Below are 15,053 nucleotides of genomic sequence, written 5' to 3' on the forward strand. Positions count from 1 at the left end.
ATGCGTCCGATTCACCGACTGCTCGTTGCCAACCGCGGCGAGATCGCCCTGCGCATCATTCGCACGGCCCGCGAAATGAATATCGCCACCGTTGCCGCCTACGCCGACGCAGACGCCGAAGCACCCTTCGTCCACGCCGCCGACGAGGCCTGGGCCCTCGGCGGGGCCGACGCCACCAGCACCTACCTCAACGTCGAGGCCCTGCTCAAAATCGCCGACGCTACCGGAGCTGACGCCATTCACCCCGGCTACGGATTCCTCTCCGAAAACGCTGACTTTGCCAACACCCTCGCCGACAAGGGCATCACCTGGATCGGCCCCGCAGGCAGCGTCATTGATGCCCTGGGCGACAAGATCCGCGCCCGCAACGTCGCCCACTCCTGCGGCGTCGACCCCGTGCCCGGTATCTTCACCCCCATTACCGACCCCGCGCAGATCACCGACTTCATCGCCGAACACGGCTACCCCGTCGTGTGCAAGCGCTCCGATGGCGGCGGCGGACGAGGCATCACCGTGCTGCGAACCGACGCCGACACCGACATGTTCATCGCCCGCCACACCACCCCCGACGCCGAAGGCAACACCACCTTGCCCATGCACTTTGTCGAACGATTCGTGGAGGTCGCCCGACACGTCGAAACCCAGTGCATGCGCGACTCCCACGGGAACTTTCGCGTCGTCACCACCCGCGACTGCTCGGTTCAGCGCCGCAACCAAAAGCTCATCGAAGAAGCCCCCGCTCCCTTCCTCTCCCCCGAAACGGACGCCCAGCTGGAACGCTGGTCACGTCAGCTTTTTGAGGCCGTGAACTACGTGGGTGTGGGCACCTGCGAGTTCCTCCTCGAACCCGACGGCTCCCTGTGGTTCCTTGAAGTCAACCCCCGCCTCCAGGTCGAACACCCCGTCTCCGAAGAGGTCGCGGGCGTGGACCTCGTCAGCGAACAGTTGCGCATCGCCCAGGGGCTGGCAATCTCCGAAGCCCTGCCCCCGCGCGGACACTCCTTCGAGTTCCGCATCACCTGCGAAGACCCCGCCGCTGACCTCATGCCCTCCGGCGGGAAGGTCACGCACATTACCTGGCCCGGCGGCCCCGGCATCCGCATCGACTCTGGCCTGGTCAGCGGCGACAGCGTCCACACCAGCTTTGACTCCATGATCGCCAAGATCATCGTCACCGCCCCCACCCGCGAGGCAGCCCTTGCCCGCTCGCGTCGCGCGCTCGCTGAGTTCTGCCTCGACGGCGTTCCCACCCCGCGCGACCTCTACGTTGACATCATCAACGATCCAGCCTTCAGCGGCGAAGGAGAAGGCGGCTTCACCGTCTCCACCCGCTGGCTGGAAAACTCCTTCCTGCCCACCCACACCTACGAGGCAAGCAACGCTCAAGAGAGCGCCTGCGCACTCCCGCCGGCGAAGCGTCAATTCACCATCGAACTTGATGGCAAGCGCATGACCCTCTCCCTGCCGCCCGACCTCTTCCAGGGCGTCTTTGGTGGCCCTGCTCCCGCCCAACGCCCTGCCCAGCCCCTACGCCAGGCCCGCCAGGAGCGCGCCGCAGCGGCCGCCCCCGCCGCGTCGACCCAGACTGTCTTGGCTGACGGCACACTCGTGTCCCCCATGCAGGCCATCGTCGTCCACATGGCCGTCACCGAAAACCAAAAGGTCGCCGAGGGAGACCTCGTTGCTGTCCTTGAAGCAATGAAGATGGAAAAGTACGTGCACGCTCCCCACGCGGGCACCGTCGCGGAAATCTTCGTTGCCGCCGGCACTTCCATTAGCACCGGCGACCACCTTGTCCGCATCGAGAAGGAGAACGCATGACCAGCGCACCGCCTCCCGCAGATCGAAGCCGAAGCGCTCACACGCAGGCGATCGAGGCCGTCGTCACTCAAGCTGAGGAACGCGCCGCCGCCCGGCAACACCCCAAGGGGAAGATGACCGCCCGCGAGCGCATGGCCGCCTTCTTCGATGATGGCCAGTGGACCGAGGTTGGCCAGTTCATCGGTGGAGATGTGCGCAAGGGCGACATGGGGTCGGCGGTGCTGACCGGCTATGGCCCTGTTCAAGGGCGCATGGTTGCCGTGTACGCTCAGGATTTCTCCATTAAGGGCGGCACGCTGGGGCGTGTTGAGGGCGATAAGATCATCGCCATTATTGACACCGCGATCCGGATGCGTATCCCGATTGTTGGCATCCAGGATTCGGGCGGCGCGCGCATTCAAGAAGGTGTTGTCGCGCTGTCCCAGTATGGGCGAATCTTTCGCAAATCCTGCGAGGCCTCGGGGCTGATCCCGCAGATTAGCCTGATCTTGGGCCCCTGCGCGGGTGGTGCCGTGTACCAGCCTGCGTTGACGGACTTCATTGTCATGACGCGGGAGAACTCGCATATGTTCGTCACCGGCCCTGATGTGGTGCGCGCAACCACCGGCGAGGACGTGTCCTTTGAGGAGCTGGGCGGTGCCGCTGTCCATAACTTCCAGTCCGGCGTTGCCCATCACATGGCTGATTCGGAGCAGGAGGCCATTGATTACGTGCGCTCCCTGCTGGACTACCTGCCCTCGAACTGTGAGCAGGAAGCCCCCCGCTACGAGTACACGCCCCTCCCTGAGGATGAAGCCGCCGCCCAGGCCGTGGGTGATCTGGTGCCCTGCGAGCCTCGCGTGCCCTACAACGTCGTGGACGTCATTGAGAGTCTGGTGGACCACGGTGAGTTCGTGGAGATCCAGTCCTTCTTCGCTCCGCGTATCGTCATTGGTTTTGCCTGTATTGATGGGCGCAGCGTGGGCATTGTGGCGAACCAGCCGATGGAGGATGCCGGCACGCTGGACGTGGATGCCTCTGAAAAGGGCGCGCGTTTTGTTCGTTTCTGTGATGCTTTCGGCCTGCCGATTATCACGCTGGTGGATGTGCCCGGCTACCGTCCAGGCACCGAGCAGGAGCAGGCGGGCATTATTCGCCGCGGCGCGAAGCTCATCGTCGCCTATGCCAACGCCACGGTTCCGATGGTGACGGTGATTTTGCGCAAGGCCTATGGCGGCGCCTTCATCGTCATGGGTTCGAAGTCCATTGGCGCTGACCTGGCTTTCTCGTGGCCGAACGCTCAGATTGCCGTGATGGGTGCGGAGGGCGCTGTGTCGATCCTGCACCGACGTGAACTTGCCGCCGCCCATGAGGACGGCAGCTTTGAGCAGACGCGAGCCTCGTTGGTGGATGCCTACGAGAGCGAATGCGTCTCTCCTGACCTGTCCATTAAGACCGGCGAACTCGATGGGATTATCACGCCCGCGTCGACTCGTTCAGTCCTCATCAACTCGCTTCGACTCTTGGAGAGTAAGGACCAAGACACTCACAGCCCCAAGAAGCACGACAACGGTCCGCTGTGACGCCACGTCGTTCTCTACTCCCCACCCGTTTCTACATTGGATGATTCATGTCTTCTTCGTTTTTTCTGGCTGAGCTGAACAACACTCCCACCACCTTGCTTTTTGCGGGGCAGTCCACTCCGTGGCAGCGCACCCTTGAGGCCCTCTCTCAGGATGCTGAGGCGCGCACGCTCATTACGCAGCTGTGCGAGGCCTCCGATGCTTACCTCTCTCCTGTTCGTATGTCCTTGGCGACGATGGAGCTGGCCTCCCTCGATTTCTTTGCTGACATTGCGCGCCCCAATACCTCGGGCGCGGGCTTCTCCATTCCGGGAATCCTCGCTACTCAGCTCGCTGCGGTTGCCGCCCTGGAGTCTGAGGGTATGACGTTGAGCGCGGCGCGCTTCCTCGGCCACTCGCAGGGCGTGTTGGGTGTGGCGGCTTCGCAAGCGTGGGCTCGGGGGGATCGCCCGGGAGCGGGCATGGTCTTTGCTCTGGCGCGCCTGATTGGTGCGGCCGCTCAGCAGGCTGTGGCTCGCGAAGGCGTCCACGCTGTTGGCGATGCCACCCCGATGCTGTCGGTACGTAAGGTGCCCGCCGCTGTCATTGAAGAGATGGTCACCCAGTGGAACGAGGGCGCCGCCGCCGCTGGTGATGGTCCGATTAGCCTCGCTTTGCGTAATGGTGGGGAATCCTTCGTACTTTCGGGTGCCCCCACCGATCTGGCGACCCTGCGTGCTCTCCTTGAAGAGCGCAGCGCTACTGAGCGCGCTGCCCGTGAGGCCAAGCAGATTGGCGGCACGCCCCTGTCGCCGGTGTTTGATTACCTGTGCGTGGATATCCCCTTCCATTCGGCCCTGATGACGGGTGCTTTTGAGCAGGTTCAGCATTGGGCTCAGGCCTGTGGTCTTGACTCGGAGGAAAATATTGCGCTGGCTCGCGCTGTGCTGCTTGAGCCTGTGGATTGGGTTGCTCAGATTCATGCAGAGCTTGCCGCTGGCGTGCGCTGGCTGGTCGATGTTGGCCCCGGTTCAACGCTGGCCTCCTTCACTGCACCTCTTATTCAGGGCCAGGGCGTCGGCATTGTTGAGGCTGGCAGTACAGAGGATCGCGACCGCCTCGTCACTCCCGGGTGGACTCCGCCCGTCCCGGCTGACTGGTCCTCCCTGGCGCCCTCGATCATTACCCTGCCTGATGGTCGCACCGTCATGGACACCGCTTTTTCCCGCTTGACCGGCCGTTCCCCTGTGCTCCTGGCGGGCATGACCCCCACCACCGTGGATCCAGAGATCGTCGCGGCAGCCGCGAATGCTGGCTACTGGGCGGAGCTCGCGGGCGGTGGCCAGGTCACCGAAGAGGTGTACATGGAAAACCTCGCCAGCTTGCGTGAACAGCTCGCACCTGGCGTGTCCGCACAGTTCAACTCCATGTTCTTGGACCGCTACCTGTGGAATCTGCAGTTCGGCTCTCAGCGTATTGTGTCGCGCTCGCGCGCCCAGGGTGCTCCCATTGATGGTGTCGTCGTTTCTGCTGGTATCCCTGAAGGGGATGAGGCTGCCGCCCTCGTTGCGCAGCTGCGCGGTGATGGCTTCCCGTGGGTGGCTTTCAAGCCTGGCACCGTTGACCAGATCCTTCAGGTGGTGGCTATTGCCAAGCAGGTTGCCCCCACGCCTGTCATTGTGCAGGTCGAGGATGGTCACTCTGGTGGCCACCACTCGTGGGAGGACCTGGATGATCTTCTCTTGTCCACCTACGCTCAACTGCGCGCCGTCGATAACGTGGTGCTCTGTGTGGGTGGCGGTATTGGCACTCCTGAGCGCGCCGCCGACTACCTGTCTGGCCAATGGGCTCTAGAGCATGGCCGTCCCCTCATGCCCGTTGACGGCGTCCTTATTGGTACTGCTGCGATGACGGTGAAGGAAGCGCGTACCAGTGAAGAGGTCAAGCAGCGCCTCGTCGATACCCCCGGCATTGACGCTCACAGCCTACGCCGCGGCTGGGTAGGTGTTGGTGCCACTGACGGGGGCATGACCTCTGGCTTGTCGCACCTGCGTGCCGACATGCACGAGGTTGACAACGCTGCGGCTGCTGCCGCCCGCCTCATTGCAGACCTCGGGTCGGATGCTGCCGCTGTTCAGGCTCGCCGTGAGGAGATCATTGAGGTTCTGGGCCGCACGGCAAAGCCCTACTTCGGCGACCTAGCGGAAATGACCTACGCCGAGTGGGTGACCCGTTTTGCTGACCTGTCCTACCCGTGGGTGGATCCGACCTGGACCCTGCGTTTCCATGACCTGCTGCAGCGTGTGGAGGCTCGCCTGGCTCCCGTTGACCACGGAACGGTCGAGACACTCTTCCCCACCGTCGCCGACGTGGAGGATGCTCCCGCAGCTGTGGCTCACATCCTTGAGGCCTACCCCACCGCTCATACGACCTTTGTCACGGCCATTGACCAGGCGTGGTTCCCCACCCTGTGCCGTTCCTATCCCAAGCCCATGCCTTTCGTGCCGGTCCTTGATGATGACCTGCTGCGCTGGTGGGGCCAAGATGGCCTGTGGCAGGCCCAGGATGCGCGCTACACCGCTGATTCAGTACGTATTATCCCCGGCCCTGTGTCGGTGGCTGGCATTGACCGTGTGAACGAGCCTGTCGCTGAACTCCTTGGCCGTTTCGAGGCTGCTGCCGTGGCCCGCGTCGCTGACATGGGCGTGACGGCTCAGCCCGCGTACTCCCGACTGGGATCTGTGGCTCCCTCGACCTCTGCCCACGAGTGGCTGCGTCAGGTGCCCCACATTATGTGGACCGGCCACCTCATGCTCAACCCTGCTGCCGTCCTTCCTGAAGAACAGGTGGAGCTGCGTGACACCGAGCGCGGTGTCGACATGGTCATCCACCTCGACACTGCGTGGGATGCTGATCTGCGCGGCACTGAAAAGCACGCTGTCCGCCAGCTCATCTTCCCCCTGGTCCTGCCTGGAACCGGCGCTTCAGGTGGTGTGCCCGTCATTGACGAGGATCGCCTGCCCGAACATATGTATGCCATGCTCGCTGCTACCGCGGGCGTGGGGTCGACCTCGATTACGGGCGATGCGATCACCGCCATGCCGGTCATGCAGCCCTCGGAGCTGTCGCCCTTCGGTGAGGCGCACTGGAGCTTTGCTCTGCCTGCTTCCCTTGGCCCCGACCACTACGCGGTGACGGGCGCTGGCCTGCCCGGTGGCCTCGTCCCCACGCGCTGCGTGCCCGACGCTTTGCTTGGCCCTGCCTGGCCGGCGATTTACGCGGCCCTGGGGTCAGCCATTTACCGTGATTACCCGGTCATTGAGGGCCTGCTCAACGCCGTTCATCTTGATCACCTCATTGAGTTCTCCACCGCCCCCGAAGAGCTGCGAGTTCAGGGCGTGGAGCGTATCGACGTAGTCTCCCACGTGGCGGCTATTGACGAATCCTCTTCGGGTCGTATTGTGACCGTGGCTTTGAGCCTGTCGGCGAACGGTCAGCCCGTGGGCTCCACCCGCGAGCGCTTCGCGATTCGCGGGCGCGCCACCGGCACGAATGTTCCCGATGACGCACCCGCTGCTGGCGGCGTTGAGGGTAAGGTCATTGATACGCCACGTTCCGTTCTGCGCCGCGTGATGGTGACTGCTCCGTCTGATATGACGCCCTTTGCGATCGTGTCGGGTGACTTCAACCCCATCCACACCTCCTACGCTGCGGCGAAGGTTGCGGGTATGGATGCCCCGCTCGTGCATGGCATGTGGCTGTCGGCTACTGCCCAGCACGCGGCGAGCGCATCGGTGGCTGGCGGCGTGGGCCTGGAGCTGCGCGGGTGGACCTACTCCATGTACGGCGCTGTCGAACTCAACGACCAGGTGGAGATCACCGTTGAGCGCGTGGGCCGTGTCGTGGGTGGCGGCCTGGCGCTGGAGGTCACCTGCCGCGTGGAGGGCAATATTGTCTCTCGCGCGACCGCGCACACGACTGCTCCTCGCACCGCCTACATCTATCCCGGCCAGGGCATTCAGTCTCGCGGCATGGGTCTGGATGAGCGCGCCAAGTCTGCGGCTGCTGACGCCACGTGGAAGCGGGCTGACGTCTTTACTCGTGAGGTCCTGGGCTTCTCGATCCTGACGATTGTGCGTGATAATCCCACGGAAATCACCGTCCGCGGCCTCACCCACCGTCACCCTGAGGGCGTCCTCAACCTCACCCAGTTCACTCAGGTTGCTCTGGCTACCTTGGCCATTGCCCAGACTGAGCGCCTACGTGAAGAAGGTGCCCTCGTTGATGGCGCCGCCTTCGCAGGACACTCCCTGGGTGAATACGACGCTCTGGCCGCCTACGCGCAGGTCTTCCCCTTGGAGACAGTCCTTGATCTGGTCTTCCACCGTGGCTCGACCATGCACGCCCTGGTGGGCCGCGATGAGCATGGCGCATCGAACTACCGCATGGGTGCCCTGCGCCCCAGCCAGTTCGGTATCAGCCATGAAGAGGTTGAGGATTACGTGTCCTCCATTGCGCAGGCCTCGGGTGAGTTCCTCCAGATCGTCAACTACAACCTGGCTGGCCAGCAGTATTCTGTGGCCGGCACGGTTGCTGGCCTTGAGGCCCTCGCAACCGACGCTGCCGAGCGCACTGCCAAGGCTGGCGGCAAGGGCGCATTCATGTACGTGCCCGGCATCGACGTGCCTTTCCACTCCACCGTGTTGCGTGATGGCGTGGCTGACTTCCGTGAGCGCCTTGACGAGCGTATTCCCGCCGAGGTTGACCCCGATCTCCTCGTGGGCCGTTACATTCCGAACCTTGTGGCTCGCCCCTTCGAGTTGACGCGCTCCTTCGTGGAGTCGATCTGCGAGGTCGTTCCCGCCCGCGCACTCCAGGATCTGCTCGATTCTGAGTCGGCGTGGGAGGCCGCCGTGGCCGCACCCGCACAGTTGACGCGCCTGCTGCTCATTGAGCTGCTCTCCTGGCAGTTTGCCTCCCCCGTTCGCTGGATCGAAACCCAGGACGTGCTGCTGCGTACCGCCGAGGCCGGTGGCCTAGGTGTGGACGAGGTCGTTGAGGTGGGTCTGGGTGCTGCCCCGACCTTGGCGAATATGGCCGCCCGAACCCTGCAGCTGCCTGCTTTCACGGGCCGCGCGGTGACGGTGCTCAACGCTCAGCGTGATGAGGCACGCGTGCTGCGCACTGATGTTGCCGTGGCCGAAGAGGTCGAGGATGAAGCGCCCGCGGCTCCTGCTGCTGCGCCTGCCGCTGCACCCGATGCTTCGCAGATTGCCCCTGCTCCCGCTGCTGAGGCCGCACCAGCTCCCGTGGCTGCCCCGCCTGCTCCTGCTGGCGGTGGCGTGTCGGGCGCCGACGTTGCCGATCTGCCTTTCAAGGCCTCCGACGCGATCCTGGCCCTCTTTGCTCTGGCAGCCAAGATCCGCGCCGACGAGGTTGGCGGCCGCGACACCACTGAAACCCTGACCAATGGCGTGTCCTCACGCCGTAACCAGCTGCTCATGGACATGTCCGCTGAGCTTGGCCTGTCCTCCATTGATGGCGCAGCCGAAGCGGATGTCGCCACCCTGGGTGCTACCGTTGACCGCCTCGCCAAGGGCTACGCGGCCTTCGGCCCGGTCCTGGGCGATCAGGTGAAGGATCGCGTCCGTAAGCTCTTCGGTGGTGCCGGCGCGAAGGCCACCCGCATCGCCGAGCGTGTGACCGGCACCTGGCAGCTGGGCTCAGGCTGGGTGGACCACGTCACTGCTGAGATCCTGCTGGGCACCCGTGAGGGAGCCTCGACCCGTGAGGGTGAACTTGCAACCCTGTCCACTGCAGCTCCTGCCAATGCTGCTGGCGTTGATGAACTCATTGACGCTGCTGTGCGTTCAGTGGGTCAGCGTCATGGCATCAGCGTGACCATGCCTCAGGCCGGCGGTGGCGCTGGCGGCGGCGTTGTTGATTCTGCTGCCCTGGATGCTTTCGCTGAGAAGGTCACCGGTGTTGATGGTGTGCTCGCTTCTGCTGCTCGCCATATCCTCACCCAGCTGGGCCACGCCCCGGTTGTCCCCGTTGCTGACACTGATGACGAGGCTGCCCGCGTTGTCGAGGCTGTTGCCGCTGAGCTCGGGTCGAAGTGGGTGGACATGGTGTCTCCCGCCTTCGATGCTCGTAAGGCCGTGCTCATTGATGACCGTTGGGCCAGTGCCCGCGAAGACCTCGCCCGCCTGTGGGCTGACGGGGAACTGGCTGGCTCGCCGGTCTTTGCTGGCGCGGGTCAGGCCGTTGCCGACCAGGCATCGTGGTGGGCTGAGCGTGCGCACAAGGCTGGCCGCCATGAACTGGCTGAGCTCTACCGCTCCATCAGCACGCAGGCGTTGACCCCGGGCGATGCAGAAGCGACGCGCTACGCAGCAGATGTGGCCGTGGTGACGGGTATGACGCCTACCTCCATTGGTGGCGCCGTGGTGGCTCGCCTGCTGGCTGGTGGCGCGACCGTTATTGCGACTTCCTCGCGTGTGGACGCTCGCCGTCTGGGCTTTGCTAAGCGTCTCTACCGTGAGCATGCTGCTCCGGGTGCGCGCCTGTGGCTGGTTCCTGCGAACCTGTCCTCCTACCGTGACGTTGACGCCCTGGCTGAATGGGTGGGTAGCCCCTACTCGACCTCGGTGGGCGGCTCAGCTGTGGAGCTCAAACCTGCGCTGACCCCAACGCTCTTCTTCCCCTTCGCTGCCCCACAGGTCAGCGGGACGATGGCTGATTCGGGTGCTCAGACGGAAAACCAGATGCGCCTGCTCCTGTGGAGTGTAGAGCGCTCGATCGTTGCTCTGGCTGCAATCGCTGCCGACACCGATGTGGATCACCGCCTGCACGTGGTGCTGCCCGGCTCACCTAACCGCGGCCTCTTCGGTGGGGATGGCGCCTACGCCGAATCCAAGGCATCCTTCGACGCGATCCTCGCTAAGTGGCACTCCGAGCCTGTCTGGTCCTCTCGCGTGTCCTTCGCTCACCCGCGTATCGGCTGGGTGCGCGGCACGGGCCTCATGGGTGGGAACGACCCGATGGTCGCCGCCGTAGAATCCACCGGCGTGCGCACGTGGTCCACCGAGGAAATGGCTGACCAGCTCATGGCTTTGTGCTCGGCTCAGACCAGCTGCCTCTGCGGCACCTGTCGAGGCTGACCTGACCGGCGGCCTGGGTGGCGGCATTGACCTCGTGGCTCTGCGTCAGCAGGCAATGGAGAACGCTCCCACGCAGACGGCCGGTACTGCCGCCGCAGTTGCCACCGTTGAGGCTCTGCCCTCCCCCACCCTGTCCCTGCCCACCCACGTTGACCCTGCCCAGTGGGGAGCGGTCAATGCCGACCTGCACGAGACGGTCGTCATCGTGGGTCACGGCGAGGTCGGCCCCTGGGGTTCGGCGCGTACTCGTCTGGAGGCAGAGCTGGGTATCCAGTCCGACGGCACCGTTGAGCTCACCCCCGCTGGCGTCCTCGAACTGGCGTGGATGACTGGCCTGCTCACCTGGTCGGACACGCCCGTTGGCGGCTGGTACGACGCTGATGATCAGCTCGTCCCTGAAGCGCAGATCTTCGATCGTTACCGTGACGAGGTCGTGGCGCGTTCCGGCGTGCGATTCTTCACTGACGATGGCCCCCTCCATGACGGGTGGACTCCGGAGCTGACCACGATCTTCCTTGATCGTGACATCACCTTCACGGTCGATACCCGTGAGGAGGCCATGTCCTACCAGGTGGCAGATCCGGAATTCACCATCGTCACCGAGGTCGACGGCGAATGGCAGGTCACCCGTAAGTCCGGTGGTCAGGCTCGCGTGCCTCGCCGCGCGACGGTAACCCGCCGTATCGGCGGCCAGTTCCCCACGGACTTTGACCCGTCGCGTTGGGGTATCCCCGCTTCGATGATTGACTCCATCGACCGTATTGCGGTGTGGAATCTTGTCACCGCTGTGGATGCCTTCGTCTCGGCTGGCTTTAGCCCCACCGAGCTGCTGCAGATCGTCCACCCGGCTGACGTGGCTTCCACGCAGGGCACGGGCTTTGGTGGCATGACCTCCATGCACCGCCTCTTTGTGGATCGTTTCCTCGGTGAGGAATTCCCCCAGGACATCCTCCAAGAGACTCTGCCCAACGTTGTGGCCGCACACACCATGCAGAGCTACATCGGCGGTTACGGCTCGATGATTAACCCGGTCAGCGCCTGCGCAACGGCAGCGGTGTCCATTGAAGAGGGCGTGGATAAGATCCACTGCGGTAAGGCCGATTTCGTGGTGGCTGGTGCCATTGATGATATTCAGGTTGAGTCTGTGGTGGGCTTTGGTTCGATGAACGCCACCGCCAACTCCAATGACATGCTCGCCCAGGGTATTTCCGAGCGCTTTGTGTCGCGTGCGAATGACCGCCGTCGCGGTGGCTTCGTGGAGTCTCAAGGTGGAGGCACCGTACTGCTCACCCGTGCCTCTGTGGCTTTGGAGATGGGTCTGCCTGTCCTGGGTGTGGTGGCTTTTGCTCAGACCTTCTCTGATGGTTTCCATACATCCATCCCGGCTCCGGGTATTGGCGCCCTGGCATCAGCTCGCGGCGGGAAGGCCTCGCGTCTGGCCAGCCAGCTTGCTGCCTACGGCGTGAGCATTGATGACGTGGCGGTGGTGTCCAAGCATGACACCTCCACCAACGCCAATGACCCCAATGAGTCTGACCTGCATACTCGTATTGGTCACGCGCTGGAACGCGACGCTGGCAACCCGCTCTTTGTCGTCTCCCAGAAGACCCTGACGGGCCACGCGAAGGGTGGCGCCTGTGTCTTCCAGGTCGGTGGCATCACTCAGCTCTTCCAGACGGGTGTCATTCCTGCGAATGCGTCCCTGGATTGTGTGGATGATGCAATGGCGGCTTACCCGCACCTGGTGTGGCTGCGTTCGCCGCTCAACCTGGGTGCATCAGGCCCGATTAAGGCTGCTTTTGCGACCTCGCTGGGCTTTGGTCACGTCTCCTCCCTGGTGGCTCTGGTTCACCCCGCAGCTTTTGAGGCTCTGGTGGTGTCCAGCGTTCACGATCGTGAGGCTGGTATGAGCCTGCTCGCCCAGTGGCGCAAGCGTTCGGATGCGCGCCTCATGGCGGCGCACCGTCATCGTGAGGCGGGCATGATGGGTCACCGCGAACTCTTCGAGGCCGCTCCCGCCCGTCGCCTGCCTACCGGTGCTGCCCTGGAGGCCGCTGGTGGAGACGCTCACGAGGTTGAGGCCGCGATGCTCCTCGATCCGAACGCTCGTTTGAGTGCTGAAGGCGTCTACACCTCTCGCTCACAGTAGACGCCGCTGCGCCTGCTTCGCCAAGCGAGGCAGCGCATAACGCCTTGGCGGCAGACGCGCTGTGGCACTGAGCTACCGCGTAGCATATGAGGTCTGTGGGCCGGTCGGGAGGAATCCCGACCGGCCCACAGACCTATCCGGGCTAGGCGTCTGTGTCCTCTCCTTTTCTGTCATCATGCCTTTGTGCAAGGGATTGCTGAGGCGGCGCGTGTTAGGTTTATCCTCATGATCCTTGGGATTGGCATTGACCTGGTTGACTGCGCGGCATTGAGTGAGCAGCTCGCTCAACCCGGTTCAGTCTTCCTCTCGCGAGTGTTCACTGCCAGAGAATGGCGAACGCTTGCCAGCCGCCTGGAAGAAAAACACGGACTCTCCTTCCAGATGGGCGACCCTCTTCCCTCGGCCGCAGTGCCGCATCTGGCGGCACGCTGGGCCGCGAAAGAGGCGGTCGTGAAAGCCTGGTCTGGGGCCCTGTACGGCATGTCTCCTCCTCTTGCTGCTGAAGAGGTTGACTGGCGTGAGATCGAGGTCATCCATGACCACTGGCAGCGGCCAGCACTCCGCCTTCACGGGCGTTTTGCTGAGAGTGTTCGCCACAGCCTGCAGGACCGTGTGGCCACCGTGGATAGACTGCGGTGGCATCTGTCCCTCAGCCACGACGGACCCCATGCGATTGCCTACGTCGTCCTGGAAGCTGCCACAGGCGGCCTCGGAAAGGACGAATGAACACCGCTTATGCGGCACCCCCTGAGTAGTATGCATCGGCAAATACCGATTCTGCTCCCTGATCGCTCATCAACTCGCTCGGCTCCCCACTTCCTACCGCCACAGCATCGTCGCTGTTTTCTGTGCCAGGATGATCAGAGCTGGTGAGGAAATCGGCGTCCTCAACATCCGAGTGGTGCTCCCCGATGTGGGTACGCTCAACCGGTGTTTCTTCCCCCACCACATCGGCGTCTGTGGCGGCAGAGGAAGCGCGCGCGTTCGCCTCGTTAGTCGAAGAGGACGCTGTACCTTCAGCGCTGGGGTCATTCGTGTGAGGGGCCTGACCACGCCTGAAGAACATGGCGCTGCCTTGCGACAGATCGTGGCCGATGGAGGAGGCGTTGATGACGATCTCGCTGTGGATCTGCCCGGCGGAATCAACCCACGCGTTGGCCACCGGGCGGCCCACGACAATGACGGGCTGCCCCTTGGTCAAGGAGGTTCCGAGGTTAAGGGCCAGGCGGTCCCAGGCTCGCACTGTGTACCAGCGCGGCTCAAGATCCTCATAGTCTCCAGAATCAGTGCGCCGCCACTGGGGAACGGCAATCCGGAAACGCACCACGGGCACTCCCCTGGTGGTTCGTCCCGATGTCAGGTCTGAGCCGACCCTGGCGCGGAAGGTCAAGGTTGCTGAGTCAGTCATGATGCTCCTCTTTTCGCGTCGTGAATGGCGATTCTTCGACCCTCAGTAGAAGGGCCACTTCCACTCTGCGCGAAAACAAGCCCCTTGCCACAACGCACGTCGCCTGCCTGTGGATAACGAAAATCCCCCGTCGAGGCTGTGGATAACCTCTTTGGGGGATATTTCAGATGGTGGATAACTTCCAGTGACTAGCTCTCTACCTGGGGTGATGCCTGACCTTGGGAGTGCCCTAAAGCGGGAATGTCCAAAGCAAGTGCCTCTGCAGCAGCCTGACGGGCATGCTCCCGAGTGATGGGCTGGGCCGGGAAGAGCGCCCGGCGGTAGTATTCGAGCTCCTGAATGGAGTCAAGAATATCGGCCAAAGCGCGATGCCCACCGTGCTTGACCGGGGATTCCTCGAAGGCACAGCGGTGCCAGCGCTTGGCCAATTCCTTAATAGAAGACACGTCAACAATACGGTAATGCAGGTAGTTGATGACCTCAGGCATATTGGCCTCAAGGAACATCTTGTCGGTCCCCACCGAGTTACCCGCCAGCAAGGCCTTACGCGGGCAGGCAACGAAACGCTGAATGTACTCAAGGACTTGGCGCTGAGCTTCTTCCATCGTGATGCCCTGAGCAAGATCGTCAAGCAGGCCAGAGGAGGTATGCATCTGGCGGACGAAATCACTCATATTATCCAAGGCATCCTGAGGAGGAACGATGAGAATATCAATGCCGGGATCAAGGATGCGCAGATCACCATCGGTGACAACGACGGCCACTTCAATGAGCGCATCTTTAGCGACGTCAAGGCCAGTCATTTCGCAGTCAATCCACACCAGCGGATCTTTTACACGTGTACTCACACTCTTATTCTACCGGTGGCCTGGGAAAGAAATTGTCGCGGCCAAGAGGGAACTACGGCACGACACGCGCCATGATGGCCAACCTGAGGGCGGACGTCTGCTTGTCAACAGCAATATGAACGC

At 63.2% G+C, this 15,053-nt stretch carries 7 protein-coding genes; 5 read left to right on the plus strand and 2 right to left on the minus strand.

Annotated features, from left to right (window positions below):
- The 5 genes from HWX48_RS06835 to HWX48_RS06850 all read left to right on the plus strand — a co-directional run bounded on the left by HWX48_RS06835 (position 1) and on the right by HWX48_RS06850 (position 13,400).
- On the plus strand, positions 1–1,821 hold the full coding sequence (locus HWX48_RS06835) for a biotin carboxylase N-terminal domain-containing protein (protein WP_175956254.1): 1,821 nt from the start codon (positions 1–3) through the stop codon (positions 1,819–1,821).
- Positions 1,818–3,383, plus strand: a complete 1,566-nt coding sequence (locus tag HWX48_RS06840; RefSeq protein WP_175955949.1) for an acyl-CoA carboxylase subunit beta — start codon at positions 1,818–1,820, stop codon at positions 3,381–3,383. The genes HWX48_RS06835 and HWX48_RS06840 overlap by 4 nt, the downstream gene beginning before the upstream one ends.
- A 47-nt stretch (positions 3,384–3,430) precedes the next feature.
- Positions 3,431–10,525, plus strand: a complete 7,095-nt coding sequence (locus HWX48_RS06845; RefSeq protein ID WP_254873003.1) for a fatty acid synthase subunit beta domain-containing protein — start codon at positions 3,431–3,433, stop codon at positions 10,523–10,525.
- A gap of 34 nt (positions 10,526–10,559) precedes the next feature.
- Positions 10,560–12,674 carry a beta-ketoacyl synthase N-terminal-like domain-containing protein gene (locus tag HWX48_RS11235; protein ID WP_254873004.1) on the plus strand — a complete coding sequence of 705 codons (2,115 nt, stop codon included), beginning with the start codon at positions 10,560–10,562 and terminating at the stop codon, positions 12,672–12,674.
- A 225-nt stretch (positions 12,675–12,899) separates the two neighbouring features.
- A complete protein-coding gene (locus HWX48_RS06850) occupies positions 12,900–13,400 on the plus strand; it encodes a holo-ACP synthase (RefSeq protein WP_175955951.1) in 501 nt (166 codons plus the stop codon).
- 7 nt (positions 13,401–13,407) lie between these two features.
- On the opposite strand, the gene HWX48_RS06855 is transcribed toward HWX48_RS06850, so the two are convergent.
- Positions 13,408–14,082: a single-stranded DNA-binding protein gene (locus tag HWX48_RS06855; RefSeq protein WP_175955953.1), complete on the minus strand. Its 675-nt coding sequence runs from the start codon at positions 14,080–14,082 to the stop codon at positions 13,408–13,410.
- 188 nt (positions 14,083–14,270) lie between these two features.
- Positions 14,271–14,930, minus strand: coding sequence for an oligoribonuclease (gene orn, locus HWX48_RS06860; protein WP_303048072.1), 660 nt, complete (start codon positions 14,928–14,930; stop codon positions 14,271–14,273).
- Positions 14,931–15,053 lie beyond the last annotated feature (123 nt).

It is taken from the genome of Schaalia sp. Marseille-Q2122, assembly GCF_903645355.1.
Lineage (GTDB): Bacteria > Actinomycetota > Actinomycetes > Actinomycetales > Actinomycetaceae > Pauljensenia.

What these genes read in the sequence shown, in the direction of transcription:
- HWX48_RS06835 (WP_175956254.1), top strand. Translation starts at nt 1, where the DNA reads ATGCGTCCGATTCACCGACTGCTCGTTGCCAACCGCGGCGAGATCGCC.
- HWX48_RS06840 (WP_175955949.1), top strand. Translation starts at nt 1,818, where the DNA reads ATGACCAGCGCACCGCCTCCCGCAGATCGAAGCCGAAGCGCTCACACG.
- HWX48_RS06845 (WP_254873003.1), top strand. Translation starts at nt 3,431, where the DNA reads ATGTCTTCTTCGTTTTTTCTGGCTGAGCTGAACAACACTCCCACCACC.
- HWX48_RS06850 (WP_175955951.1), top strand. Translation starts at nt 12,900, where the DNA reads ATGATCCTTGGGATTGGCATTGACCTGGTTGACTGCGCGGCATTGAGT.
- HWX48_RS06855 (WP_175955953.1), bottom strand. Translation starts at nt 14,082, where the DNA reads ATGACTGACTCAGCAACCTTGACCTTCCGCGCCAGGGTCGGCTCAGAC.